The sequence below is a fragment of the Pseudomonas sp. H9 genome, from assembly GCF_004353925.1.
Lineage (GTDB): Bacteria > Pseudomonadota > Gammaproteobacteria > Pseudomonadales > Pseudomonadaceae > Aquipseudomonas.
Genome location: NZ_SMOK01000003.1, coordinates 176,045 through 201,590 on the forward strand (window position 1 = coordinate 176,045; position 25,546 = coordinate 201,590).

General features: G+C 59.0%; 31 protein-coding genes and 1 tRNA gene. 26 read left to right on the forward strand and 6 right to left on the reverse strand.

Going from position 1 to position 25,546, the window contains the following annotated elements:
* Nucleotides 1-4: 4 nt before the first annotated feature.
* From E1573_RS01675 to E1573_RS01710, 8 genes are all read left to right on the forward strand, one after another.
* Nucleotides 5-424, forward strand: coding sequence for a phage tail assembly chaperone (locus tag E1573_RS01675; protein WP_256659456.1), 420 nt, complete (start codon nt 5-7; stop codon nt 422-424).
* A gap of 106 nt (nt 425-530) precedes the next feature.
* Nucleotides 531-1,703 carry a phage tail sheath protein gene (locus E1573_RS01680; RefSeq protein ID WP_133210025.1) on the forward strand — a complete coding sequence of 391 codons (1,173 nt, stop codon included), beginning with the start codon at nt 531-533 and terminating at the stop codon, nt 1,701-1,703.
* Nucleotides 1,704-1,750: 47 nt separating this feature from the next.
* Nucleotides 1,751-2,266 carry a phage major tail tube protein gene (locus E1573_RS01685; protein ID WP_133210027.1) on the forward strand — a complete coding sequence of 172 codons (516 nt, stop codon included), beginning with the start codon at nt 1,751-1,753 and terminating at the stop codon, nt 2,264-2,266.
* Nucleotides 2,267-2,296: 30 nt separating this feature from the next.
* Complete coding sequence (locus E1573_RS01690) at nt 2,297-2,623, forward strand: phage tail assembly protein (protein WP_133210029.1); 327 nt, start codon at nt 2,297-2,299, stop codon at nt 2,621-2,623.
* Nucleotides 2,624-2,631: 8 nt separating this feature from the next.
* A complete protein-coding gene (locus tag E1573_RS01695; RefSeq protein ID WP_133210031.1) occupies nt 2,632-2,754 on the forward strand; it encodes a GpE family phage tail protein in 123 nt (40 codons plus the stop codon).
* Entirely contained in the window at nt 2,744-5,713 is a 2,970-nt protein-coding gene (locus tag E1573_RS01700) for a phage tail tape measure protein (RefSeq protein WP_256659457.1), read from the forward strand. The genes E1573_RS01695 and E1573_RS01700 overlap by 11 nt, the downstream gene beginning before the upstream one ends.
* 6 nt (nt 5,714-5,719) lie before the next feature.
* Nucleotides 5,720-6,160, forward strand: a complete 441-nt coding sequence (locus E1573_RS01705) for a phage tail protein (RefSeq protein ID WP_133210033.1) — start codon at nt 5,720-5,722, stop codon at nt 6,158-6,160.
* Nucleotides 6,157-7,440 (forward strand): phage late control D family protein, encoded by a 1,284-nt coding sequence (locus E1573_RS01710; RefSeq protein WP_177494556.1) that lies wholly within the window; start codon nt 6,157-6,159, stop codon nt 7,438-7,440. The genes E1573_RS01705 and E1573_RS01710 overlap by 4 nt, the downstream gene beginning before the upstream one ends.
* Nucleotides 7,441-7,476: 36 nt before the next feature.
* Here the strand turns inward: E1573_RS01710 and E1573_RS01715 are convergent, their stop codons facing one another.
* From E1573_RS01715 to E1573_RS01725, 3 genes are all read right to left on the reverse strand, one after another.
* Nucleotides 7,477-7,857 (reverse strand): hypothetical protein, encoded by a 381-nt coding sequence (locus tag E1573_RS01715; RefSeq protein WP_133210035.1) that lies wholly within the window; start codon nt 7,855-7,857, stop codon nt 7,477-7,479.
* Between the two features lie 242 nt (nt 7,858-8,099).
* Complete coding sequence (locus E1573_RS01720; RefSeq protein ID WP_133210037.1) at nt 8,100-8,987, reverse strand: hypothetical protein; 888 nt, start codon at nt 8,985-8,987, stop codon at nt 8,100-8,102.
* Between the two features lie 310 nt (nt 8,988-9,297).
* Complete coding sequence (locus tag E1573_RS01725; RefSeq protein ID WP_133210039.1) at nt 9,298-9,636, reverse strand: helix-turn-helix domain-containing protein; 339 nt, start codon at nt 9,634-9,636, stop codon at nt 9,298-9,300.
* 85 nt (nt 9,637-9,721) lie between these two features.
* Between E1573_RS01725 and E1573_RS01730 the strand changes: the two genes are divergently transcribed.
* From E1573_RS01730 to E1573_RS01770, 10 genes are all read left to right on the forward strand, one after another.
* Nucleotides 9,722-9,934, forward strand: coding sequence for a DNA-binding protein (locus tag E1573_RS01730; RefSeq protein WP_133210262.1), 213 nt, complete (start codon nt 9,722-9,724; stop codon nt 9,932-9,934).
* Nucleotides 9,935-9,963: 29 nt separating this feature from the next.
* Nucleotides 9,964-10,437 (forward strand): YmfL family putative regulatory protein, encoded by a 474-nt coding sequence (locus tag E1573_RS01735; protein WP_133210041.1) that lies wholly within the window; start codon nt 9,964-9,966, stop codon nt 10,435-10,437.
* Entirely contained in the window at nt 10,434-10,727 is a 294-nt protein-coding gene (locus E1573_RS01740) for an ogr/Delta-like zinc finger family protein (RefSeq protein WP_133210043.1), read from the forward strand. Before E1573_RS01735 ends, E1573_RS01740 begins: the two co-directional genes overlap by 4 nt.
* Nucleotides 10,724-11,098: a hypothetical protein gene (locus E1573_RS01745; RefSeq protein WP_133210045.1), complete on the forward strand. Its 375-nt coding sequence runs from the start codon at nt 10,724-10,726 to the stop codon at nt 11,096-11,098. Before E1573_RS01740 ends, E1573_RS01745 begins: the two co-directional genes overlap by 4 nt.
* A 72-nt stretch (nt 11,099-11,170) precedes the next feature.
* Nucleotides 11,171-11,416, forward strand: coding sequence for a hypothetical protein (locus E1573_RS01750; RefSeq protein WP_133210047.1), 246 nt, complete (start codon nt 11,171-11,173; stop codon nt 11,414-11,416).
* 11 nt (nt 11,417-11,427) lie between these two features.
* A complete protein-coding gene (locus E1573_RS01755) occupies nt 11,428-14,154 on the forward strand; it encodes a toprim domain-containing protein (protein WP_133210264.1) in 2,727 nt (908 codons plus the stop codon).
* Nucleotides 14,155-14,203: 49 nt separating this feature from the next.
* Nucleotides 14,204-14,347 (forward strand): hypothetical protein, encoded by a 144-nt coding sequence (locus tag E1573_RS26680; protein ID WP_165957279.1) that lies wholly within the window; start codon nt 14,204-14,206, stop codon nt 14,345-14,347.
* 19 nt (nt 14,348-14,366) lie between these two features.
* Nucleotides 14,367-14,729, forward strand: a complete 363-nt coding sequence (locus E1573_RS01760; RefSeq protein WP_133210049.1) for a hypothetical protein — start codon at nt 14,367-14,369, stop codon at nt 14,727-14,729.
* A 77-nt stretch (nt 14,730-14,806) separates the two neighbouring features.
* Nucleotides 14,807-15,052 carry a hypothetical protein gene (locus E1573_RS01765; RefSeq protein ID WP_133210051.1) on the forward strand — a complete coding sequence of 82 codons (246 nt, stop codon included), beginning with the start codon at nt 14,807-14,809 and terminating at the stop codon, nt 15,050-15,052.
* Between the two features lie 309 nt (nt 15,053-15,361).
* A complete protein-coding gene (locus E1573_RS01770; protein WP_133210053.1) occupies nt 15,362-16,531 on the forward strand; it encodes an Arm DNA-binding domain-containing protein in 1,170 nt (389 codons plus the stop codon).
* Nucleotides 16,532-16,652: 121 nt separating this feature from the next.
* Here E1573_RS01770 and E1573_RS01775 read toward each other — a convergent pair.
* Nucleotides 16,653-16,740, reverse strand: a tRNA-Ser gene (locus tag E1573_RS01775).
* A 121-nt stretch (nt 16,741-16,861) separates the two neighbouring features.
* Between E1573_RS01775 and E1573_RS01780 the strand changes: the two genes are divergently transcribed.
* From E1573_RS01780 to E1573_RS01815, 8 genes are all read left to right on the forward strand, one after another.
* Nucleotides 16,862-17,533, forward strand: a complete 672-nt coding sequence (locus tag E1573_RS01780; protein WP_133210055.1) for a Bax inhibitor-1/YccA family protein — start codon at nt 16,862-16,864, stop codon at nt 17,531-17,533.
* A gap of 349 nt (nt 17,534-17,882) precedes the next feature.
* Nucleotides 17,883-19,262, forward strand: coding sequence for a nucleobase:cation symporter-2 family protein (locus tag E1573_RS01785; protein ID WP_133210057.1), 1,380 nt, complete (start codon nt 17,883-17,885; stop codon nt 19,260-19,262).
* A gap of 85 nt (nt 19,263-19,347) precedes the next feature.
* Nucleotides 19,348-19,740 carry a sulfurtransferase complex subunit TusD gene (gene tusD / locus E1573_RS01790; protein WP_133210059.1) on the forward strand — a complete coding sequence of 131 codons (393 nt, stop codon included), beginning with the start codon at nt 19,348-19,350 and terminating at the stop codon, nt 19,738-19,740.
* A gap of 1 nt (nt 19,741) precedes the next feature.
* Entirely contained in the window at nt 19,742-20,101 is a 360-nt protein-coding gene (gene tusC, locus E1573_RS01795) for a sulfurtransferase complex subunit TusC (protein WP_133210061.1), read from the forward strand.
* On the forward strand, nt 20,101-20,400 hold the full coding sequence (tusB, locus tag E1573_RS01800; RefSeq protein ID WP_133210063.1) for a sulfurtransferase complex subunit TusB: 300 nt from the start codon (nt 20,101-20,103) through the stop codon (nt 20,398-20,400). Before tusC ends, tusB begins: the two co-directional genes overlap by 1 nt.
* A complete protein-coding gene (locus E1573_RS01805; RefSeq protein ID WP_133210065.1) occupies nt 20,397-20,732 on the forward strand; it encodes a TusE/DsrC/DsvC family sulfur relay protein in 336 nt (111 codons plus the stop codon). Before tusB ends, E1573_RS01805 begins: the two co-directional genes overlap by 4 nt.
* Complete coding sequence (locus E1573_RS01810) at nt 20,729-21,724, forward strand: glycosyl transferase family protein (protein ID WP_133210067.1); 996 nt, start codon at nt 20,729-20,731, stop codon at nt 21,722-21,724. Before E1573_RS01805 ends, E1573_RS01810 begins: the two co-directional genes overlap by 4 nt.
* A gap of 110 nt (nt 21,725-21,834) precedes the next feature.
* Nucleotides 21,835-22,794 carry a glutathione S-transferase family protein gene (locus E1573_RS01815; protein ID WP_133210069.1) on the forward strand — a complete coding sequence of 320 codons (960 nt, stop codon included), beginning with the start codon at nt 21,835-21,837 and terminating at the stop codon, nt 22,792-22,794.
* A 69-nt stretch (nt 22,795-22,863) separates the two neighbouring features.
* Here E1573_RS01815 and cysG read toward each other — a convergent pair whose 3' ends face one another.
* Entirely contained in the window at nt 22,864-24,252 is a 1,389-nt protein-coding gene (gene cysG / locus E1573_RS01820) for a siroheme synthase CysG (protein WP_133210071.1), read from the reverse strand.
* The gene (gene serS, locus E1573_RS01825) at nt 24,253-25,533 is read right to left on the reverse strand and encodes a serine--tRNA ligase (RefSeq protein ID WP_133210073.1); all 1,281 of its coding nucleotides are present in this window, start codon (nt 25,531-25,533) and stop codon (nt 24,253-24,255) included.
* Nucleotides 25,534-25,546 lie beyond the last annotated feature (13 nt).

The following is a 25,546-nucleotide window of genomic DNA, read 5'->3' on the forward strand; positions in this document are numbered from 1 at the left end:
AGATATGAAAATTTACGCATGCTCTCGGTTGGGAACTTTTTTAATGGAAGGTACCCATTCCGATATCCCAGCAGATGCGGTAGAAATTAGCAGCGAACTTTACGGACAGCTGCTTGACGGACAGTCGAGTGGCCAAGCGATTGACTTCAGCATCAGCCCTCCCGCGTTGAAAGCACGCGTGGTTCAGGGTACCGCCGCGATGGAGCGCGCTTTGCGAGATAGCTTGCTGGATTCCACAGAGTGGCTATCAACCCGCCACCGCGACGAGCTAGACATGCAGCGGCCGACCACCCTCACCGCTGAGCAGTTCTCTGAGCTGCTGACCTACCGCCAGGCCTTGCGTGACTGGCCACAATCGGAAGCCTTTCCCGATGGCCTGCAGCGCCCGATCGCACCGTTCTGGATCGCCGAGCAAAATCAATAACACTCCCTGGGCTTGTAGATTGTCACGCTACAAGCCTCATCGCTCGCCCATCCGCCACGCGCGCGGCAGCCTGTGCAGTGTCATTTAACTGCACAGGCACACTCCCATGGCCACCGATTACCATCACGGTGTACGCGTCCTCGAAATCAACGAGGGCACCCGCCCCATTCGCACCGTCGCCACTGCCGTGGTGGGCATGGTCTGCACTGCGCAGGATGCCGACGCCACCGTCTTCCCACTGAACAAGCCCGTCTTGCTGACCGATGTGCTCACCGCGTCCGGCAAGGCCGGTGAAGCGGGTACCCTGGCCAAGAGCCTGGACGCAATCGCCGATCAGGCCAGCCCGGTCACCGTCGTGGTCCGGGTCGCCGAAGGCGAAACCGAAGCAGAAACCACCACCAACATCATCGGCGGCGTCACGCCTACCGGACAGTACACCGGTCTCAAGGCACTGCTGGCTGCCGAAGCCCAGCTCGGCGTTAAGCCGCGCATCCTCGGCGTACCAGGTCTCGACAACCTGGACGTGACTACCGAACTGGTGGCCATTGCACAGAAGCTACGGGGCTTCGCTTACGCCAACTGCTTCGGCTGTGAGACCGTCTCCGAAGCCCTGGCCTACCGCGCAGGCTTTGGCGCCCGTGAACTGATGCTGATCTGGCCCGACTTTATCAACTGGGACACCGTCACTAGCAGCGCCCAACCGGCCGCCGCCGTGGCCCGAGCCCTGGGCCTGCGCGCCAAGCTCGATGAGCAGGTGGGCTGGCACAAGACCCTGTCCAACGTGCCGGTTAACGGCGTGTCGGGCCTTTCCAAGGACATCTTCTTCGACCTGCAGAACCCTGCCACCGACGCCGGTCTGCTGAACGCCGATGAGGTCACTACCCTGATCCGCCGCGATGGCTTCCGCTTCTGGGGCTCGCGTACCTGCTCGGAAGACCCGCTGTTCGCCTTCGAGAACTACACCCGTTCAGCGCAGGTACTGGCCGACACCATGGCCGAGGCGCACTTCTGGGCAGTCGACAAGCCAATGCACCCGAGCCTGGTCCGCGACATTGTCGAGGGCATCAACGCCAAGATGCGCGAACTGACGCGCAACGGTTATCTGCTGGGTGGTGAGTGCTGGTACGACGAGGCCGCCAACGACAAGGACACCCTCAAGGCCGGCAAGCTGTACCTGGACTACGACTACACCCCGGTACCGCCGCTGGAGAACCTGCTGCTGCGCCAGCGCATCACTGACCGCCACCTGGTGCAGTTCGCTGCCGCCGTCAACGCCTGATCCCATTTGTCCGCGCGGCCTCGGTCGCGCCGTAGGAGAGCCCGAGCATGGCCCTGCCCAAGAAACTCAAGCACCTCAACCTGTTCAACGACGGCAACAGCTACCTGGGCGTGGCCAAGTCGCTCACCCTGCCCACCCTCGGCCGCAAGTTCGAAGCCTACCGGGGCGGCGGCATGGAGGGCCCGGTCAAGGTCGACCTCGGCCACAGTGACGACGGTCTGCAGATTGAATGGACCCTCGGCGGCTGGGACCTGATCGCCCTGCGCCAGTTCGGCACGGTACGTGTGGACGGAGTGCAATTGCGCTTCGCAGCGTCCGTCCAGCGTGACGACACCGCCGAAGTCAGTGCTGTGGAGATCGTCATGCGTGGCCGTCATGAAGAAGTCGACTTCGGCGATGCCGAGCCTGGTGAAGACACCGAGCACAAGATCACCACCGCCCTCACCTACTACAAGCTCACCGTCGACGGCGAAGAGCTCGTCGAGATCGATTTGCTCAACTTCATCTACGTGGTGAACGGCAAGGATCTGCTCGAAGAGCACCGCAAAGCCATTGGCATCTAACACCCCACTTCAGACCCAAGGAGCACGCCCATGAAAGCCACCGAACAAGCCCAACCGGCCAAAAATTTCAACGAAGAGACCATCGCCCTGGACACGCCGATCATTCGCGGCGAGACGACCATCACCACCCTCACCTTGCGCAAGCCCGCCAGCGGCGAATTGCGCGGTGTCAGCCTGATCGACCTGGCCCAGATGGACGTACTGACACTGCGCAAGGTGCTGCCACGTATCACTACCCCAACCCTGACTGACATCGAGATCGGCCGCATGGACCCCGCTGACCTGCTCCAGTGTGGCGTGGCAGTCGGCAGTTTTTTGCTGAAGAAGTCGGACAGGGAAGCTGCCCTCGTTGCGTAGATGACGCGATGGCTGACCTGGCCATCGTCTTTCACTGGGGCCCTGCGGACATGGATCCGCTGCCCCTTTCCGAATTGATGGATTGGCGCGAGCGAGCCATAACGCGCTGGGAGCAAACCCATGGCAAATGACCTGAAGATGGAAGTCGTGCTCCAGGCCATCGACCGCGCCACCCGCCCCATTCGAGCCGTCACCCAGAGCAGCATTGGTCTTGGCCAGGCACTGAAGCAATCGCGTGACAGCCTCAAGCAGCTGCAGGCCACCCAGGCGGATGTGACCAGCTTCCGCCAGGCCAAGGCTGCCAGCATTGAGCAAGCCGCCGCCCTGAAGGCCAGCCAAGACCGTGTGAACCAACTGTCCGGCGCACTGAAAGCCCATGAGCAGGCTGTCCGCCCGCTGCAGACCAGCTATGACCAACTGAAGGCAGAAACAACAGCCCTCGATACTCGGCACAAGGCCCTCACCCAGCAACTGCGCGAGACCCGCGAACAGTCCCGAGCCGCCAACCAGGTCTGGCAGGAGAACCGCAAACGCATCCGCGAACTGGGTCAGCAGATTGGTAACACCGCCGAGCCGACGCAAAAATTACGTGACGAATACGCCGCGCTGGTTACCAAGCAGCAAGCCCAACTTGAGCTGGTGCGTCGGCTTAGTGGCAGCCAGAAGGAACTTCAGCAACAACACCGAGCCAGCTCCAGCAGCGCCCGCGAACAGCGGGAACGTCTGGCAGACCTTTCCGGCCAGCTCCAGGAAGCCCGTGCCCCGATGCAAGGGCTCAACCAGGAGTTCCGCACCGCTGTACGCGAATCTCAAACACTGAAGACTAAGCACAGCGCACAGGGGCAGGTACTCCAGGGCTTGCGCGACAAGCTCCGTGCTGCCGGCATCAGCACCAAGAGCCTCAGCGAAGGTGAGCGGCAGCTGCGTACGGCCATCGCCAGTACCACCCAGACCATCGGCCAGCAGGAAGCACGGTTCAAGCGCCTGGCGGCCCAGCAGCGTCAGTTGGCAGCGGCCAAGCAAGGCCTTGAGAAGTCACAGGCTCTGGCAGGCAGCATGGCCGCAAACGGTGCAGGTGCAGCCGCAGCAGGGGCCGCCATGGGAGCGCCTGTGCTGGGTGCAGTGAAAAGCTACATGAGCTTCGAGGATGCCATGCTCGGTGTAGCCAAACAGGTGGAAGGTGCGCGCGACGACAACGGCAACCTCACCGCCACCTACTACGAGATGGGCGACGCCATCAAAGCCATGGCGGAACGCATCCCAATGGCCACCACCGACATCGCGGCCCTTGTTGAAGGCGCTGCGCGCATGGGCGTCCAGGGCAAAGAAAACCTGCTCAGTTTTGCTGAAGTCGCGGCCAACGCCGCCACCGCCTTCGAGCTGCCTGCTGATGCGATCGGCGAGAACCTGGCGCGGATTGCCGACCTGTACAAGATCCCGATCGAGAACGTCAGCCAGCTTGGCGATGCCATCAACTTTCTGGACGACAACGCCAAGTCCAAGGGCGCGGACATCATCGACGTGCTGCAGCGCACCGCCGGTGTCACGGCTTCGGTAGGCATGAGCTACAAGGATGCCGCCGCCCTCGGTTCGACCTTCCTCACCCTGGGCGCCACCGCTGAAACTGCAGGCACCGCGACCAACGCCATGATCCGTGAGCTCGCGATTGCCACCCAGCAGCCCAAGCGTTTTCAGAGTGGACTGAAAGCCCTGGGCATGGAAGCTAAGGCCTTGCAGGAAGGCATGACGACTGACTCCACAGGCACCATCCTCAACGTCCTGGACGCCATCAACCGCCTGCCCAAAAAGGAACAGTTAGGTGTGGCCACCGAGCTGTTCGGCAAAGAGTTCGGCGATGACGCCTCCAAATTGGCACAGAACATCGGCGAGTACCGCCGTCAGCTGGAGCTGGCCAGCTCGGCCGAAGGTGATGGCTCGATGCAACGGGAAGCGGATATCCGTGCGGCGGCAATGTCCGCGAAAATGGATATGGCCAAGAACCGGGCTTTCAACCTTGCCGCCACCCTGGGCGAAACGCTGCGCCCCACGTTGGTGAACCTGGTGGAAAGCTTCAACAGCGTAATCAGCGGGGTGACTGGATGGGTCAAAGCTAACCCGGCCCTCACCGGTCAGATCATCAGAGTGGTGGCAGGTGTGGCGGTGCTGGCCACCGGTTTTGGTGCCGTCGCTTTGGCAATGGCCTCACTGCTGGGTCCGTTTGCCATGGTGCGCTATGCGCTGACCTTGTTCGGCATCAAAAGCCTCGGTGCGGTCACTGCCTTCAAAAGCCTCGGCACGGCCCTGCTGTGGGTCGGCAAAGCCGTCCTGTTCATCGGGCGCGCGCTGCTGATGAACCCCATTGGCCTGGCTGTCGCGGCGATCGCGGGCGCAGCGTATCTCATCTACAAGAACTGGGAGCCGATCAAGGCGTTCTTCCTCGGCCTGTGGACCCAGATTCAGACCGGATTCAACTCAGGACTGTCCGGCATTCTCGGATTGATCGCCAACTTCAGCCCGATCGGCCTGTTCTACAGTGCCTTCGCGGCGGTGATGAATTACTTCGGCGTCGATCTGCCGGCGCAATTCACCGGCTTCGGCAGCATGCTTATCGACGGCTTGGTCAACGGCATCACCAACAAGCTCGGCGCGGTGAAGGAAGCCATCACCGGCGCCGGGGAATCCACCATCGGCTGGTTCAAGGAAAAGCTCGGCATTCACTCTCCCTCTCGCGTATTCGCAGAACTGGGGGGCTTCACGATGGCCGGCCTTGAGCAGGGTTTGGCGGGCAACCAGAGCGGCCCACTCGGCGCTGTCACCAACCTGAGCAAGCAGCTCACCGATGCCGGCGCATTCGCTATCGGCGCCGGCGCCCAAGGTATGGACATTGATAACCGTCCACCTTTGTCTGCAGCTCCGCCTGCCGGCCAAAATGCGGGGGCAAGCTCTTCGCTACCGCCGATGGTATTCAACATCCACCCATCTGCCGGAATGGATGAGCAGGCCTTGGCAAAACTGGTCGCAGCCGAAGTGGCCAAAATTCAACGTTCCAACCAAGCGCGCAGCCGTAGTGCGCTGTCTGATGGAGAGTAACCCGCCATGATGCTGGCCCTCGGCATGTTCGTGTTCAGCCTGGAAACCCTCGCGTACCAGGAGTTTCAACGCCAGACCGACTGGCGCCACGGCAGCACCTCACGTATCGGCACCAACCCGGCACGTCAGTTTCTGGGCCGTGGCGATGACAGCATCACCCTTCCCGGCGTGCTGCTGCCCGCCCTGGCCGGTAGTCCGCTCAGCCTCGACACCCTGCGGATGATGGCCGACATGGGCAAGGCATGGCCTTTGGTGGAAGGCACCGGGAAGATCTACGGGCTGTGGGTGATCGAATCGCTCAGTGACACACGTACCCTGTTTTTCCGCGACGGCGCCGCCCGCCGGATCGAGTTCACCCTCAAGCTGACCCGGATTGATGACGGACGTGTTGACCAACTGGGTATCCTGACGGGTGCCGTCGGTGGCCTGCTGCGAGGTGTGCTGTGAGTCTCCTGGAGCAAGCGGGAGATCTGCTCCAGGACACCGCCAGCCGGTACCGCAAGGCAACGGCCTACCCGCAACCCATCTGCCGTGTGATGGTCAATGGCCAGGACATCACCCACTCGATCGAGAAACGCCTGATCAGCATCGAGCTGACCGACAACCGCGGCATGGAAGCCGACCAGCTCGACATCAACCTCAGCGACCATGACGGCCTGCTGGCCATCCCGCCACGCGGTGCCACCGTTCGGCTGTGGCTGGGTTGGAGCGACACCGGTCTGGTCGACAAGGGCAGCTTCACCGTTGACGAGACCGAGCACAGCGGCGCCCCGGACACCCTCAGCATTCGTGCCCGCAGTGCGGATCTGCGCGGCGGCCTCAAAACCAAGCGGGAACGTAGCTGGAGCAGCACCGCCCTGGGCACAGTGATTGGTGCCATTGCTGCCGCCCACGGCCTGGCACCGGTGATCAGTCCACTACTCGCTGCCATCGAACTGCTGCATCTCGACCAGGCCAATGAAAGCGACGCCAACCTGCTGACTCGCCTGGGTCAGGAGTACGACGCGATATCAGCCGTGAAGGCTGGCCGACTACTGTTCATGCCGGCGGGCAACAGCACCACTGCCAGCGGTTCGGCTCTACCACACGTGGTACTGACCAGGACTGACGGCGACCAACACCGGTTTCTGCAGGCTGACCGCGATAGCTACACCGGCGTAAAGGCGTACTACTACGAGGTCAACAGTGCTGAGAAAAAGGAAGCGATTGCCGGCGCCGGTGACAACTTCAAGGAGTTGCGCCACAGCTACACCGATCAAGCCAGCGCATTGCAGGCCGCCCGGGCAGAGTGGAAACGTCTGCAGCGCGGTACTGCGACGCTGAGTTACAGCCTGGCCAAAGGCCGGCCGGAGCTTACCCCCGATCAGACCTACAGCCTCTTTGGGGTCAAGACCGAAATCGACGCCATCATCTGGTTAGGCGGCAATCTGCGTCACAGCTTCACCCCTGACAGTTTCACCACCAGCCTGGATCTGGAATCCAAGCTGCCTGACCAGGACGGTGTTGAAGATCTGGTCGAGAAGAGTGTCGAGTACACGGGCGTCACCGCGACTTACCGTGATGAAAAAGACGGCAAGCAAAAGCCGGTCACGGCAGGAGCTCAAACCAATGCGAAGCGGCTTCCCCATCTCTACGCCGGCAAGGGCAGTGCGCAGCGTGCGGTGGATCGGGAATGGAAGCATCTGCAAGCCACCAAAGCTGGCCGTAGTCTAGCGAGCACAAATTAAAAGGGCGCCATCTTGGCGCCCTTACTTGATACTATGTCACTCCTCTAAGACCAGGCCCTGTTGGGTAAAGTCTTGATTCGCCGTTGCAAGCTTTAACATAGTATTCGTGTATTTTTCGCGAATACCTTCCTTGATTTCCTCCGGAATATGCTTGTCCTCCAGAATTTTTTTCTGATGAACGAGATCTTTATTAAGTCGTGCCTTGTACTGAGTGAGGCCTTCTGGCTCATCAATTGCTGAAAACCACTTTGCTATGAAATAGCCAATTACTGGAACAATTAATGTAGCTGCACCAACCCAGTACTGAGCGTCTGCAGGCGGTATAAATTTCATGCAACTGGCCGTAGCAAAAGTACCAAGACCTGCGGTTATCGAAGCTTGCAAACTCTGAGGTGCTATTTTCTGACCTTCAGCCATCAAGCACCTCCTTGCAGGCTTTTAAGTTGATCAACCACATAGCCTGTAGTTTTTATCTTTTCTACACTTACAACAACACCACCTCGCTTATACGTGACGACTATCTCAGCGTCTGACACGTAGCGATTAAGAAGGTACCTGGTCAAAACGCGAGACAACTTGTAAAGAACAGGAGCCAATATTATTAGAGACAGATAAAAAAGCGCCTCAACAAACGTAGCATCCACACTCATGAGCGCACCTCACACAAGTCTCCGCCCTTTATCGGCAAAGTGCTTAGTAACTTCAAGCACTGTGTAGTTATATGTCGACCTAGTCTGCCTATAAATAGCTTTGGTTTCAATAACCACCTCAAACAAATCTTCCTTAGAGAAAGTCTGCTGATTCTGGTTAACCTTATCCATAAATTTTTCGTCAGCCAAAGTCACTGCATGCTCAGTGCCATCAGCCAACTTTACACGCCAGCCATTATTCGACTCAAAGTTAACCTGAACAAAGTAGGCCGTCTTAGCCTCCTTAGTAACCTCTTCACTTTCTAGAGATTTACGGGGAAGCGGAGAATAGTCATGCGCTACCTCTTCATCTATTTCCAACACCGAATCATCTTTCTCGTCCAAAACTTTAAACTTAGCCCCCTCACGCCCCGCAATCGGAGCTTGGATGACATTATGAAGAGCATCTCGGACTTTTTTGTCTACAGCCAATCTAGCGACATTTTTATCGCACTCGACGATCTCGCCATCTACTTCAATTTTGGCTATCTCAGAGTCCGCTTCAATGACAACATTAGCAACCCGTCGATTCCTTAGCTTTTTTACCACTTCGACCAAAGACCCACCGGCTATTGCCGTACCTGCAGCAGTGAAACCCAAGTATTTCAATACTGCCAAGGCTTGAGGAGAGCTTGCCAACAGGAGATATTCAATTATGACAGAGCCTTCTTTCGCCGGCGCGGTGACTTTCAGCTTAACCTCTGCACCTTTATTTATCAGTGCATTAGCCTCAGCAACCATGTCATAGACACCTTGAATAGAGCGACTAAGAACAAGCGCGTCTATTTCGTGGTTCTTATAGTCCCCCGACTCAGCATCGTAGGATATCGAAAATTTTTCCTTGGCAGCCTCAGCCATTTCATTCCCCAGGTTTCTATCAGTATTTTCCAATTAGTAAAAAACCCCGGTAGGTAACCGGGGTTTTTACTTGTCATCCTTACTCTGGCAACTGCTTGAACGCCTCCATGATGCGCATCAAATCTTGCTGCTGCTGATTACTCAGCCGACGCAGCAGGTTGATGAAATCGCGCTCCAATTGGGTAAGGTTTTCCATCTTGCGCACTCCGTTTCCATGAAGCGGTCGCCTGGTGCCGACGGCACCAACAAGACGACCGGGAGTTCCGCATTGTCAGCACACGTCCATGTGCCACCAGCCCCTCAAAACTATTTATTTCATCCATTTCGGCCCTGCTGCCTTTGCCAACGCATAGGCAGTACGACTCAGCACGTTCTTGTCGCTTTCTGAGACCAGCCGATAAAACTCAAGAAAATCCGCTTCATCAGCAGTAATGCTATCGACCCGTTGTGGCCGCCGTTCACCGGTGACCACGTACAACACGTCCACCCCCTTCTCTGCAGCAGCAGCCAGGTAGTTCGCATCCGGGCTTCGCTCACCCTTTTCATATGCCAGCTGCGTGTTTTTGGTCACCCCACACTGCCCCGCCATATCGGTCTGGTTTAAGCCGATTAGCTGGCGTTCTTCCTTCAGGCGCTCGCCTATGGTCATAAAAGTTGTACCCTTGGCGTTGACATTCCCTATTTATGGGACCAATATCGCCATGCGTTCACACGAAATCACACGAATCGAGACTATGCCGAACACATACCCCACCGAGCAAGCATGTCAGGAAGCTCGGGCTCGCCTTGCGCTACAAGGAATTTCAGCAAAAGAGTGGGCCGAAAAGCACGACCTCTCCCCCTCCACTGTGTACGCGGTCCTCAACGGGCAGAAAAAATGCCTTCGAGGGGAATCCCATCGGGCAGCGGTACTACTCGGCATTAAAGACGGCGAAGCCGAAAACTAACCCCCTGGCTCATGGAGGAAAACCAGAACATGAAGCGCCCAGTTCTAGAAACCCTACGCCAGGTGGTCAGTGCCGTAGTCTGCGCCTTTCCAGGTGGCCGTGAATGTGCCGCCACCCGCCTCGGCTACGAGCTCAAGCGGTTCGACAACCATGTTTACGAGAACGCTGGCAGCCGCCCGCTGAGCTACGACCAGATTCACCTGCTGGAGCGCGATGCCGACACAACGTTTCTTCCAGAGTTCATTGCCAACCTCTACGGCGGCATGTACGTGCCGCTGGTGGCACCTGAAACTCTGGATAACGTCGAGCTGTATACCCGTTCGGTGAACACCGCCGCCAAACGTGGCGTTGTCGACCAGATCATCGAAAAGGCCCTTTCCGATGGCGTCATAGAAAAGGACGAGGCTAAAGCCATCCTGCAAGCTCACAGCCGCTACCAAGCTGCTCGCCACGCCGAGGTGATCGCCACCATCCAACTGCACAGTGAAGGGGGTGAACAGTGAGCACCTACAAGCTCGTTTGCCCTCACTGCAGCCAGCGTATGCGCATTCGTACCAGCGAAGGCACACACATCTTCCTGCGCGTGGCCTACCTGCAATGCACCAACGAAGCCTGCGGCTGGTCGGTACGCGCCCAGTTCGAAATGACCCACGAAATGAGCCCAAGCGGCATGGCCAACCCGGCTGTGCGTTTGCCGATTGCCCCTACAGTGATGCGTCGTCAGGCGATGAAGTCCGCCGACGATCAACCCGATTTGCTGGACCAACTGGACATGGAGGTAGCCATCGCATGAACGCCATAGCGCTGACCGTGAACCCCGAGACCGACTACCGCGCTGCAATGCAGCAGGCTGCCGTGGCCTTCTTGTTCCGCCGGGAAGGACTGCATCTCGCCGGCGACCATCAGGTGCTGGAAAACTGCACCCATTACCTCTGCCAGTCGCTTGAGGTTCCTGATCACCTGGTGCAGCGCATTGCCGAGTTGGCAGTTGCCGAGTTCGAAAGCAAGACCACCGGGCGCTTACGGCTGTTGGGCGTGTGTCCCACCAGCGGGATCTTCAGGGCACGACTGATCCTGCTGGATACCGCCACCCAAAAACGGCACCAGGTTCCCGCGCGCTACCTACCTCGGCGCCTGCAGCACCACCGCGACACCTCGAAGTAAACCCGAACCAACTCCTTCCCGATGCCCCGTTCCGCGTGGGTAAGGGGAAACTGCACTCCACTGGTGGCCGAAATGAGCAACATCACCATCCAATTGAAGCTCGATGAGCAACAGGCAAAGCAATACCTGCGTTGGCTGAACAGCCAATACGACAACACCATGGCTGAAGTTTGGTACTCCGACCGGTACCGGCATGTACCCAGCGGCCAACGCGGGCCCCAGGTATTGCTGGACTTGCCCCACCTTGCTGGCATCTGCCGTACCCGCAGCGAGCTGAAAAAGCAGCTCGATGAATTTGCAACGGAGCGTGCCAAGTGAACATCAAGCCAATGGAGCAGCAGTTGCGCAGTGAAGTGTTGCGCCGCCTGCAGGACCAATACGGACTGAAGCCCAGGACCGGCACGCAGTATCTGCGCCAAGGCACCTGCCCCAGTTGCGGTAAGAAAGAACTTTACTCACGGCAGGATGAGCCCTGGTTTATCAAGTGCGGCCGCGAGAGCAAGTGTGGCGAGCAGTGGCACGTCAAAGAGCTGTTCGATGACCTGTTCGACGATTACAGCAAGCGCTACCCGACCACGCAGGAAGCCCCCCGCGCTTCGGCTGACGCCTACCTGCAGTTCGCCCGCGGCTTCGACCTGGGGTTGGTCAAAGGTTGGTACACCCAGGAGCACTACTGGGATCGCGAGCTGAACATCGGCAGCGCGACCGTTCGGTTTGCCCTGGAGAAAGGTGGGTTTTGGGAGCGACTGATTGACCAGCCGCACCGGTTCGGCAAGAAGAAAGCCCGATTCGCTCCGGGCCAATCCCCGAAAGGCTATTGGTGGTGCCCGCCATCCGTAGACCTGCTGGAGGTGCAGGAGCTGTGGATCGTTGAGGGCATCTTCGACGCCATTGCTTTATTGCACAACGGCCTTGATGCGGTAGCAGCGATGAGCTCCGGGGCATTCCCTTTTGAATCGCTCAAGACCCTGGCCAAGCAACGCACCGATGCGGGGAAAAAGCTGCCCACGCTGGTGTGGGGGCTGGACAACGAGCCCGGCGCCCATCGCTTCACCCGCAAGCATGCGGCCATGGCGCGCGAACTCGGCTACAGCTGCGAAGCTGCACAGATTCCACAGCGTGGCCGCAAGGTTGACTGGAACGATCTGCATCAACGTTGGGCGTTCGTCGACGATTCCGTCAAGCGACTGGACCAGGTCGAGCGCGATATCCGCGAAGCGCGCTACCACGGCAGCCTGCTGTTGGCAGAGTCTGCAGCGGAGAAAGGCGTGTTGATGTACGACTGGCGTGAGCGCTATGAATTTCACTTCTCATTCGAGAACCGTCTCTACTGGTTCAAGATGGACACGGAGAAACTGACAAAGACTACCCAACAGCTGAAAGACTCCGACAGCCAAGAAAATGCGCTGCTGAACGATCGCCAGCTCCGCGACAAGGCCATGCGCCAGTGCGGGATGGTGATTGAAATCGCCAACTGCAACCCGCAGGCGCTGTACTTCCAGCGCAATGAAGTGACGGACGAGTCCTGGTACTACTTCCGTGTTGACTTCCCCCATGACGAACCCAGCGTCCTGAACACCTTCACCGGTGGTCAAGTCGCAGCGGCCAGCGAATTCAAGAAGCGCTTGCTCGGCATGGCGGCAGGTGCCGTGTTCACCGGTTCCGGTTCTCAGCTCGATCGCATCATGCAAAACCAGCTGTTCGGCCTGAAAACCGTGAAGACCATCGATTACGTCGGCTACAGCAAAGAGCACGGTTGCTACGTGTTCGGTGACCTGGCCGTGCGCGGCGGCATTCTGGAAAAGGCCAACGCGGAGGATTACTTCGAGTTCAAGGGCCTGCGCCTCAAGACCCTTCAGAAGTCCATCAAGATGGAGCTCAACCCAGATGCCTCGGGGTACCGAGACGAATGGTTCAAGTGGTTGTGGACGTGCTTCAACACCCAAGGCGTGATCGCCCTCGCCTTCTGGTTCGGCTCGCTGTTCGCCGAGCAGATCCGTGCTGAGTTCCAGTCCTTCCCGTTCCTAGAGGTGACCGGCGAGGCCGGCGCCGGTAAGTCTACGTTGTTGATGTTCCTGTGGAAGCTCTTGGGTCGTCCGGACGAAGAAGGAGACGACCCGGTCAAGATGACCAAGGCAGGCCTGCGCCGCTGGCTGAGCCAAACCTCGAACATGCCAAATGTGATGCTTGAGGCTGACCGCAGCGATACCGAGACAGGGGCGGCGAAGTCCTTCGACTTCGACCAGTTTAAGCCGCTGTACAACGGTCGTGGCCTGGGCCTGACCGGCGTGAAGAACGGCGGTAATGACACCAACGCGCCACCCTTCCGGGCGAGCCTGGTGTTCAGCCAGAACGCCACCGTAGCGGCATCCGAGGCGATCCTCACTCGCATCGTCAAACTTCACTTTGTTCGACCTGACGTCACAAGCGACAGCCGAGCCGCAGCCGACAACCTGAACCACCTGCAGGCCAGCGAAGTCAGCCACTTCCTGCTCATGGCTGCGAAGGCCGACCAGAAAATCATGGAGACCTTCCGCGCCCAGGTGAAGGTGCACGAGCAGGCCCTACGCGAAATGCGGGAGATCCGCATCGAACGGATCATCAAAAACCACGCACAGATGATGGCTCTGGTCGATGCCCTGCGAACTCTCGTACCTATGACCGATCGCCAGCATGACGGCGTACTGCGCGAGCTGACCTGCATGGCCATCGCCCGACAGCACGACGTGAATGCTGATCCGAAGGAAGTCGCCGAGTTCTGGGAGGTGTACGAGTACCTGGAGTCCCTCAGTGATGACGCCGTGGTCAACCACAGCAAGAAAGACGACCTGATCGCCATCAACCTCAACGACTTCTGCGAGCGCGCCGCCGAGCACAAACAAAAGCTGGCCGACGCCTCCACCTTGCGCAGCCTGCTGCGCAACAGCCGGTCGCGGCCATTCGTCGACGCCAATCGTGCGGTCGACAGCGCCGTGCGTGCTGCCTTTAACAATCGAAACAACGCTGCGAATCAGCGCAGCACCACAGTGAAGTGCTGGACCTTCAAGGCCAGCTAACCCACCAGGGCGCGGCAACGCCCAGGTATCAATCCGTAGGAGAAGCACCATGCGCAATGAAGACCATGACGAGCTGTACCACCCCACTCGACACGAATCGCTATCCACGCTGGCAGCTAGCGGACTGACGCTGGCCCTGTTGATCGCGGTTGGCTACGCCTTCCCCGACTTGCTGACCACCCTGCTCCGTTGATCTTGCGAGGAGAAGCACGATGAAAGATCAACCCGCTGAGAATCTGGAACTGCTGTTCGCCTTCGAAGACTGGGCCAAGCCACGCGGCTACGACCTGTCACGAGGGACCGGCGAGTTTCAGAACCTGGAAACACGCAACGCCTGGCTCGGCTTTGAGGCTGCACACGGCCCAGACGGTTGCCGCCCGATCGGGCAACAGTTGTATGCCCTGATCAAGAAAAGCAGCGAATACGCCCATCAGACCGACAAGTTGTTCCCAGTTGTGGTCGGCAAACCACCCTACGACGACTTCTTCGTCCACGGCGGACCAGGTGGCCTGTACCGCTTGCGAGATGTGGATTTCTACGTGATCGAGGACGGCAAGCAGTACCGCCTCAGCTGACACCGGCCAGGCCGGTAAAAGAAGGTGCTGAGGAGCGGCAACTCCCCAGCACCTGACCAACCCCAAGGAGAAGCACCATGCAAGTACAAACCCCCAAGGTCAGCGCGGCACAGGCTAACACATCGCCTACGACTCGCCCCCGTCTGGCTTCCTCACAACTGGACCTGCCGAGCATCTGCGACGTCTGCGGCAAAGCTCGCTCAACTCGCAAGCACCAGCGCTGCAGTCAGATTCGCCAACAACGAAAGTCAATTGAATGGGCAACCTACATGGCCAACGTTGAAGCCAAGCGCGCGCTGGGAGGTCGCCGCTATGTCCGCTGAATGCATCATCATCGTCCGACAAACCACCGGCACCTACATTGCCAGAGCCTTGGACCACAAACCGACGGCCAGCTGCACCACTGGCCCAGAGCAGGCGGCTGAAGCGCTGGCTGCGAAACTAGGCCTCATCCCCAATGCCCTCCAGCAGCAAAGAAGCACATTGCCCTATGGCTATTCGTGCTTCTCACACCCAGGCACGAAGCACCTTGCCACCAAGAACTGACGTCACGATCTTCTAGGCCTACCAGTAGGCCACCTTCTAACAACGGCCCATACACTGGGCCGTTTCTTTGTTTTGAGTGCAATTCAATGGCAGATGGCGTTGAGGTACGCGGCAACCATGTCCGCGTGTATTTCCGTTACCAGGGTGAACTGTGCCGGGAAACGCTCCCCGGCGATGCGTCAGCCGCAAGCGTGGCCAACGCTGAACGTCTGGTCGGCATCATCAATTACGAAATTCAGGCCGGCACGTTCAACTATGCCCGCCATTTCCCCGATTCCCCCAGGGTAAAGACCAACAGCTTGGGTCACTTCATTGATATCTGGCTCGATATCAAACGAAACCAAATGGCCACAAGCGGCTTCGTTATGTACCGAAGCAGGGCGGAAAAGCACATTCGTCCGCGCTGGGGTCACCTGCAGGCCGACAGCATCGACCACCTGGATATCCAGGATTGGGTGCAGAACACCCTCATGCCCAAGCTACACAACAAATCGGTACGCGAGATTGTCAGCCACCTGCGGCAGATTTTCCGTCTGTACCGCACTCGCAACCGTAGTGCTCACGATCCCACAGACGGAATCACTATCACCCTCCCCGACGCCGATGATCCTGATCCATTCAGCCGAGAAGAGATCGAGGCCATCCTCGGTACCGAAACTGATCGACAGCAGGAAATCAATCTGACTGAGTTCATGATCTGGAGCGGACCGCGTGTAAGCGAGGCGATGGCATTGGCCTGGGAGGATGTGGACCTGGACGCTGGTATCGCATTGTTTCGCCGCGCTCGGGTCAGCGGGCATTACAAGGTGACCAAGACGCGTCGATCGACACGCCAGGTGAAACTACTGGCACCGGCACTGCGTGCACTGCAAGCGCAAGCAAGGTTCACCATGCATCTGAAGCCTGAACAGATCGAGATCACCGACCGGGATAACCGGACGAAGAAAGTGCAGCGCGTACGGTTTGTGTTTCACAACTCAGCCACCGGTGAGCCATACCGGACTTCGGACGCCTTGCGCCACGGTTGGTGGATTCATCATCTGAAAAACGCGGGTGTGCGCCAGAGAGGACCGAATACCTGCCGTCACACATTCGCCAGCCAGATGCTGAGTAGTGGGATAGCCACGCCAGAGTGGATTGCAGATCAGATGGGGCACACGTCCACCGCGATGATTTTCAAGCACTACGCGAAGTGGATCAGCAAAGACGGCCCGGATGTGGTGGGGTTGTTGAATCAGGCGCTCAGGTTGACCTGAAAACAATAAAAAAGGGGCCTCAAGGGGCCCCTTCTTTGCGTCTGTATTCCCAAAGTGTTCCCAAAACGCTCCCATTTGGAGTCGTTACGTTGAGAAAACCCTTTAAAAACAAGACCTTATATGGCGGAAGCGTAGAGATTCGAACTCTAGGATAGTTGCCCATCGACGGTTTTCAAGACCGTTGCCTTAAACCACTCGGCCACGCTTCCTCGTATTGCGGGCGCCATAATACCGAAATGAAACAAGCTGTCAAACTCTGTGTGTAGCTGGTTTGCATGGCTCTGTTATGATCTTTGCATCTGAACGTTTCAAACCCACAGGAGTGTCGCCATGCGCGAACAGGATTACGCCGTCAATCACGGCTCGCAGGTCGAGCAGCAGGAGGTCAGCAAAGTCCTGCGCAATACGTACGGTCTGCTGGCTATTACCCTCGCCTTCAGTGGCCTTATGGCCTTTGTGGCTCAACAAATGCGCGTCGGTTACCCGAACATTTTCGTGGTGCTGATCGGTTTCTATGGTCTTTTCTTCCTCACCAACAAGCTGCGTGACTCGGCCTGGGGCCTGGTTTCCACTTTCGCACTCACCGGCTTCATGGGCTTTATCCTCGGCCCTATCCTCAACCGTTACCTGGGCATGGCCGGTGGCGCTGAGGTGGTGAGCTCGGCCTTTGCCATGACGGCGCTGGTGTTTGGTGGTCTGTCGGCTTATGTGTTGATCACCCGTAAGGACATGAGCTTCCTCGGTGGTTTTATCACTGCCGGTTTCTTTGTTCTGATGGGCGCGGTGCTGGCTAGTCTGTTCTTCCAGATCAGCGGCCTGCAGCTGGCTATTAGCGCTGGCTTCGTGCTGTTCTCGTCGGTCTGCATTCTGTTCCAGACCAGCGCGATCATTCACGGTGGTGAGCGTAACTACATCATGGCCACTATCAGCCTGTATGTGTCGATCTACAACCTGTTCGTCAGCCTGCTGCAACTGTTTGGCTTGATGGGTCGGGATGACTGATCTTGAGCTTGGTTAGTGTGTGAGAAAGCCCGCTTCGGCGGGCTTTTTTGTGGGTTAGGTATAAGGGAGCAACAGTTTTCGTTCGGTGGGCGGGTTTATCGACTGGGCGAATCGCCGCGAATATGGGAGAAACACGTGCCGTACCCTGCGGAGTTTGCTTTGCGGCGGTTCGACGTTTCGATACACCCCGCCTAAAGGGGCCGTGAAATTGCGATTGAGTGGGCTTGGCTCAGTTGCGGTCTTTCAGTTATATCGCTTCGCGGGGCAAACCCGCTCCTACCGAGCCGGTACACTTGGCCGGTGATTGCACGTAGAATGCGCTCCTTTTTTCTTCCGGGGCAGCACTCCCATGAGTTCAATCGAGCAAGGACCCGGCGCACCCGCGCAGGCCAATGAACTGGTCCTCGGCCTTGAAGACCGGCCGCGGCCGCTGATCGCGATGCTGGCAGCATTGCAGCATTTGTTGGCGATTATCGTGCCGATCGTGACGCCGGGCCTGTTGATTTGTCAGGCATTGGGGGTTTCGGCGCGGGACACTAACCTGATTGTGTCGATGTCGTTGGTGATTTCCGGTATCGCTACCTTTGTGCAGTGCCGCCGCTTTGGCCCGTTCGGTGCCGGGCTGCTGATTGTGCAAGGCACCAGTTTCAACTTTGTCGGGCCGTTGATCGCCGGTGGTGCGTTGATGGTCAAGCAAGGCACGCCGGTGGAAGCGGTGATGGCGGCGATTTTCGGTGTGGTGATTGCCGGTTCGTTCGTGGAAATGGGTATTTCGCGGATTTTGCCGTTCGTTAAGCGCCTGATCACGCCATTGGTTACCGGTATCGTGGTGCTGATGATCGGCCTGACCTTGATCAAAGTCGGCCTTATCAGCATGGGCGGTGGTTTTGCTGCAATGAGCAACGGCACCTTTGCCAATGGCGAAAACCTGCTGCTGTCGGGTGTGGTGCTGGCAATTATTGTGGTGCTTAACCGTATTCCGGTGGTGTGGATGCGCAGTTGCGCGATTGTCATTGCGCTGGCCGTGGGCTACGCCTTGGCGGGCTATCTGGGGCGTCTGGATTTCACTGGCATGCACGAAGCCGAGCTGTTCCAAGTGCCGATGCCACTGCATTTTGGCCTGGGCTTTTCCTGGGCGCTGTTCATTCCGATGCTGGTGATTTACCTGGTGACCTCGCTGGAAGCCATTGGTGATGTTACCGCTACCAGTAAGGTGTCGCGCCAGCCGGTCGAAGGCCCGCTGTGGATGCAGCGAATCAAGGGCGGTGTGCTGGTGAACGGTGCCAACTCGCTGCTGGCGGGTGTGTTCAACACCTTCCCGAGTTCGATCTTTGCCCAGAACAACGGTGTGATTCAGCTGACCGGCATCGCCAGCCGCCATATTGGTGTGTGGATTGCGGTAATGCTGGTGATTCTTGGCCTGTTCCCAAGCGTTGCCGGTGTGATCCAGGCCGTGCCGGAGCCGGTGCTGGGTGGTGCGGCGATGGTGATGTTCGGTGCGGTTGCCGCTTCGGGTATCAATATTCTCGCCAGCATCAGCCTGGACCGTCGTGCGCTGCTGATTATTGCCGTGTCGCTGGCGCTGGGCCTGGGCGTGGCGCAGGTTCCGGAGTTTCTGGCGCATATGCCGTCGGCGCTGCGTAACGTGCTGGAGTCGGGTGTGGCGACCGGGGGCATCTGTGCGCTGGTGCTGAACTGGTTCTTGCCGGAGCATAAAGAGAAGGCTTGATTTAGCGGGGAGCGGGCTTTCGCGGGGCAAGCCCGCTCCTACGATTTGCTTTATGATTGGCACAGTTTTGCTGAATGAGCCTTCCATGAAGTTCGCCATTGCGGTTTTTTCCCCAGCCCACGCCCCCTCCTCGCGCCGCGCCTTGAAGTTTGCTCAGGCTGCGCTGGCCAGCGGGCATGACATTGTCCGGCTGTTCTTCTATCAGGACGGCGTACACAGCGCTTCTGCCAACGTCGTCACCCCGCAGGATGAGCTGGATGTCGCGGCCCAGTGGCGCTCGTTTATCAGTGAGCATCAACTCGATGCGGTGGTGTGCATTGCTGCTGCATTGCGCCGCGGCGTGCTCAATGCCGAGGAAGCTCAGCGCTATCAACGTCCGGCGGTGAACTTGCCTGCGCCTTGGGAGTTGTCGGGCCTGGGGCAGTTGCATGAAGGTGCCCAAATCGCCGACCGTTTGATCTGCTTTGGAGGTGATTGAGATGGCCAAGTCGTTGCTGATTATCAGCCGTCAAGCGCCTTGGACCGGTCCATCGGCGCGCGAAGCGCTGGATATTGCCTTGGCCGGTGGCGCCTTCGATCTGCCGTTGGCCATGCTGTTTCTCGATGACGGGGTGTTTCAGCTCGCGCCCGGGCAGCAACCTGCTCAGTTGGAGCAGAAAAACCTTGCCGCCAACTTGCAGGCACTGCCGATGTTTGGTGTTGAAGAACTCTTTGTAGCCAGCAGCAGCTTGCAGGAACGCGGCCTGGCCGACGCTGCCCTGAGCTTGCCGGTGCAGGCGCTGGATGACGCCGCACTGGCCGTGTTGATCGACCGTTTCGACCAGGTGGTAACCCTCTGATGAGCACCTTGCATGTAATTTCTCACTCACCCTTCGGTGACAATCGCCTGAGCAGCTGCCTGCGCCTGCTGGGCAGTAACGATGGTTTGTTGCTCTGCGGCGATGCGGTGTATGCCCTGCAACCGGGGAGCGCGCCGCTGGTCAATCTGCAGGCGAGCAACTTGCAGGGCCGTCTGTTCGCGCTGGAAGAAGACTTGCAAGCACGTGGCATCAACGTTGACGACAACCTTCAGGCCATCGACTACCCGGCCTTTGTTGCGCTGTCGCTGAACTACGACAAGGTCAACAGTTGGCTATGAGTACCCTGACCGTAGGTGAACGCGCCATTGCCCTGGACAAGGACGGCTATCTGGTCGACCTGGCCGACTGGTCTGATGACGTAGCCCAGGCGCTGGCCGCTCAAGAACAGCTGGAACTGACCGCCGAGCATTGGGAGGTGCTGACACTGCTACGCGCCTTCTATCAAGAGTTCGAGCTGTCGCCGGCCACGCGCCCGCTGATCAAGTACACCGCACTGAAGCTGGGCCCGGAAAAGGGCAACAGCATGCACTTGAACCGCCTGTTCAAAGGCACTCCCGCTAAACTCGCCGCAAAACTTGCGGGCCTGCCGAAGCCAACCAATTGCATATGACCACCCCTCGCCCGCTGCTTACTGAAACCCCGGCCGAACATCCCTTTGCCCAGTTCGTGCGCATCCTTGGCAAAGGCAAGCGTGGCGCCCGCGGCCTGACACGCGAAGAAGCCCGCGAGGCTATGGGCATGCTGCTCGATGGCAAGGTCGAAGAAACCCAACTGGGTGCCTTCCTGATGCTGCTGCGTCATAAGGAAGAAAGCCCTGAGGAGTTGGCCGGGTTCACTGAAGCCCTGCGCCAACGCCTGGACGCACCGAAAATCGCTGTCGACTTGGACTGGCCCAGCTACGCCGGCAAAAAACGCCATCTGCCGTGGTTCTTGCTGGCGGCCAAGTGCCTGGCCGCCAACGGTGTCCGTATCTTGCTGCACGGCGGTGGTGCCCACACGGCCGGGCGTTTGTACACCGAGCAATTGCTGACGCTACTGCAGACCCCCCTGTGCCGCGACTGGCAGGCCGTCGCCCAAGCCCTGGACGAGCAGCAACTGGCATTCGCGCCACTGCAAGACTGGGCGCCGCAGCTGCAGCGCATGATCGATTTGCGTAACACCCTCGGCCTGCGCTCGCCGATCCATTCCCTGGCCCGGGTGCTCAACCCACTGGGCGCACGCTGTGGGCTGCAAAGTATCTTCCATCCGGGCTATCAAGCCGTACACCGCGAAGCCAGCCGCTTACTGGGTGACACTGCCATCGTGGTCAAGGGCGATGGCGGCGAGATCGAGATCAACCCGGACACCACCAGTCACCTGTATGGCACCGCGCAGGGCATTGACTGGGACGAAGAATGGCCGGCTCTGGCCGCCCAGCGCCATGTCAAACCGGCAAGCCTGGAGCCTGAGCATTTACTGAATGTATGGCATGGCAAAGCCCGTGACAGTTACGGCGAACTGGCCGTGGTGGCGAGCATGGCCCTCGCCTTGCGCGGCCTGGGCCACACCCGTGACGACGCTTTTGCGACCGCACAGCGTTATTGGGATCAGCGTCAGGCCTGAAGCGACCGATCAACAAAGTCGATCAAACAGGCGCAGACTTTGCGCTATTCGCTCGAACGTAAGCTCGTACACTGAGTTCTATATTCGAACGAATCGCCAAGGAGCTCACCATGGGCCTGTTGATCGACGGACGCTGGCATGACCAGTGGTATCAAAGCAGCAAAGACGGCTCTTTTCAGCGCGAAACCTCGCAGCGCCGCAATCAATTGCCTGCAGCCGAAGCCGGGCGCTACCACCTGTATGTGTCGCTGGCCTGTCCGTGGGCACATCGCACCCTGATCTTTCGCAAGCTCAAGGGATTGGAGAACTTGATCGATGTGTCGGTGGTGAGCTGGCTGATGGGTGAACACGGCTGGACCTTCGACCAGAGCCAAGGCTCCACCGGCGACAAGGTCGACCACGTAGATTTTCTGCATCAGCGCTACACCCACGATGACCCTCACTACACGGGGCGCGTCACCGTTCCGGTACTGTGGGACAAACAGCAACAGCGCATCGTCAACAACGAGTCGGCAGAGATCATCCGGATCTTCAACCATGCCTTCGATGACTTGACCGGCAACCGTCTGGATCTTTACCCCGAACCCCTTCGAGGCGAAATCGACGCGCTCAACCAGCGCATCTACCCCGCCATCAACAACGGTGTGTACCGAGCAGGTTTCGCTACTTCACAGCAGGCCTACGAGCAGGCCTTTGATGAGGTGTTTGCCGAACTGGACTGCCTGGAGCAGCACCTGGACACCCATCGCTACCTGGCGGGGGAATACCTGACCGAGGCCGATTGGCGCTTGTTCACCACCCTGGTTCGTTTCGACGCGGTGTACCACGGGCACTTCAAGTGCAACCTGCGACGCCTGGCCGACTACCCCAACCTGTCTAACTGGCTAAGAGAGCTGTATCAGTGGCCGGGGGTGGCCGAGACGGTGAATTTCGAGCACATCCAGAAGCACTATTACATGAGCCACAAAACCATCAACCCGAACGGGATTGTGCCTAAGGGGCCGTTGCAGGATTTTACCCAGGCGCATGATCGGCAACGGTTGACTGGGCGGGGGATTTGGAACAGGTAAGCGGGGATAAATCGCGGGGCAAGCCCGCTCCTACCGACCGTAGGAGCGGGCTTGCCCCGCGATGGCTATTCAGCCCTGAGAACCTTCAAACCAGGCCAGCTTTTCGCGCAACTGAACCACTTCACCCACGATCACCAAGGTCGGTGCGTGAACTTCGTGCTCAGCTACCAGTGCTGGCAAGTCGGCCAAGGTGCCGGTGAACACCCGCTGGTTCGGCGTTGTACCCTGCTGCACCAACGCCGCTGGCGTATCAGCAGCACGGCCGTGGCGAATCAGTTCGGCACAGATGGTCGGCAGGCCAACCAGGCCCATGTAGAACACCAGGGTTTGCGCCGGTGCCACCAGGTCGTCCCACGGCAAGTTGCTGGTACCGTCCTTGAGGTGGCCGGTGACAAAGCGCACCGACTGCGCGTAATCACGGTGAGTCAGCGGAATCCCGGCATAGGCCGAGCAACCACTGGCCGCCGTAATGCCCGGCACCACTTGGAACGGAATGCCCTGCTCGGCCAGCTCTTCGATCTCTTCACCACCACGGCCGAAGATGAACGGATCACCGCCCTTGAGCCGCAGCACACGCTTGCCTTGGCGCGCCAGCTTCACCAGCAACTGGTTGATCTGATCCTGAGGCACGGCATGGTCTGCACGACGCTTGCCAACGTATATACGCTCGGCATCACGGCGGCACAGCTCGATGATCGCCGGGGCAACGAGGCGGTCATAAAGCACCACGTCGGCCTGTTGCATCAGGCGCAAGGCGCGGAAGGTCAGCAAGTCGGGATCGCCCGGGCCTGCGCCTACCAGGTACACCTCACCGGGCGGCTGATAACTGGCGCCGTCGATCTTGGCTTGCAGCAAACGCTCGGCTTCAGCGCCCTGCCCGGCCAATTGCCGCTCGGCGATTGGGCCCTGGAAAACATCTTCCCAGAAGCCACGGCGCTGATTGACGTCCGGATAGAGTGCTTTGACCTTGTCGCGAAAACGCGCACCCAGCCCAGCCAACTCGCCATAGGCAGCGGGAATCCAGGTTTCCAGCTTGGCCCGGATCAAGCGCGCCAGCACCGGCGCATCGCCGCCGCTGGACACCGCGACCACCAAAGGCGAGCGGTCGACAATGGCCGGGAAAATCACCGAGCACAAAGCTGGCGCATCCACGACATTGACTGGCACGCAGCGCTGACGGGCATCAGCTGAAACCTGGGCATTGAGCGCCTGATCGTCGGTGGCTGCAATAATCAGCTGGCAACCGTCTAGATCGCCCGTCTGATAACCACGACTGAGGATTTCACCACCGCTGTGCCGAACGAGTTCGGCCAGTTGCGCTTCGATCTCGGGTGCAACCACCCGCAGCACCGCACCGGCATCGGCCAGCAGGCGCGATTTGCGCAAGGCAATTTCGCCCCCACCGACAACCAGCACACGGCTGCCACGCAGTTTGTGGAACAGCGGCAGGAATTCCATTTAGCCGATGACCTCCAGGCCACCCATGTAAGGCTTCAACACCTCCGGCACACGGATCGAACCATCAGCCTGCTGGTAGTTCTCCAGCACCGCGACCAGGGTACGGCCCACGGCCAGGCCAGAACCGTTCAGGGTGTGCACCAGTTCTGGTTTGCCGGTTTCCGGGTTGCGCCAGCGCGCCTGCATGCGGCGCGCCTGGAAGTCACCACAGTTCGAGCACGAGGAGATTTCACGGTATTTGTCCTGGCTCGGCACCCAGACTTCCAGGTCGTAGGTTTTGACCGCGCTGAAGCCCATGTCGCCGGTGCACAGAGCCAGTACACGGTACGGCAGCTCCAGTGCCTGCAGCACGCGCTCGGCGTTGGCAGTCAGGCCTTCCAGCGCTTCCATCGACTTGCTTGGCTCAACGATCTGTACCATCTCGACCTTGTCGAACTGATGCTGACGGATCATGCCACGGGTATCACGCCCGGAAGCACCAGCCTCGCTGCGGAAGCATGGGGTGTGCGCAACGAACTTGATCGGCAGCTGTTTGGCATCGATGATTTCGCCGGCCACGATATTGGTCAGCGACACTTCGGCCGTCGGGATCAGGTAGAAGTCAGCTTCACCTTCGCGGCTGATCTTGAACAGATCTTCCTCGAACTTCGGCAACTGGCCGGTACCTTGCAGCGCCGGGGCTTGCACCAGGTACGGGGTGTAGGCTTCTTCGTAGCCGTGCTCGCTGGTGTGCAGGTTGATCATGAACTGCGCCAGGGCACGGTGCAGGCGTGCGATCGGGCCGCGCAACAGGGCAAAACGGGCACCCGACAGCTTGGCTGCGGTTTCGAAATCCAGGCCGCCGCTCAACTCACCCAGGGCCACGTGGTCTTTGATTTCGAAGTCGAACGCGCGAGGCGTGCCCCAACGGCGTACTTCGACGTTGTGATCTTCATCGGCACCGACCGGTACGCTTTCGTCCGGCAGGTTGGGAATGCCCAGCACAATGGCGTCCAGTTCGGCCTGAATGGTATCCAGCTCGGTTTTGCCGCTGGCCAGCTCATTGGCCATACGCTCTACATCGGCCATCAGCGGGGCGATGTCTTCACCGCGGGCTTTAGCCTGGCCGATGGACTTGGAACGGGCGTTACGCTCGGCCTGCAGTTGTTCAGTGCGGGTCTGCACCACCTTGCGGCGTTCTTCCAGTGCCTCGATGCGCGCGACATCCAGGCTGAAGCCACGGGAGGCCAGGCGGTCCGCCACTTCCTGAAGTTGGCCGCGTAACAGTTTGGAATCGAGCATGTCGTTCTCTCGT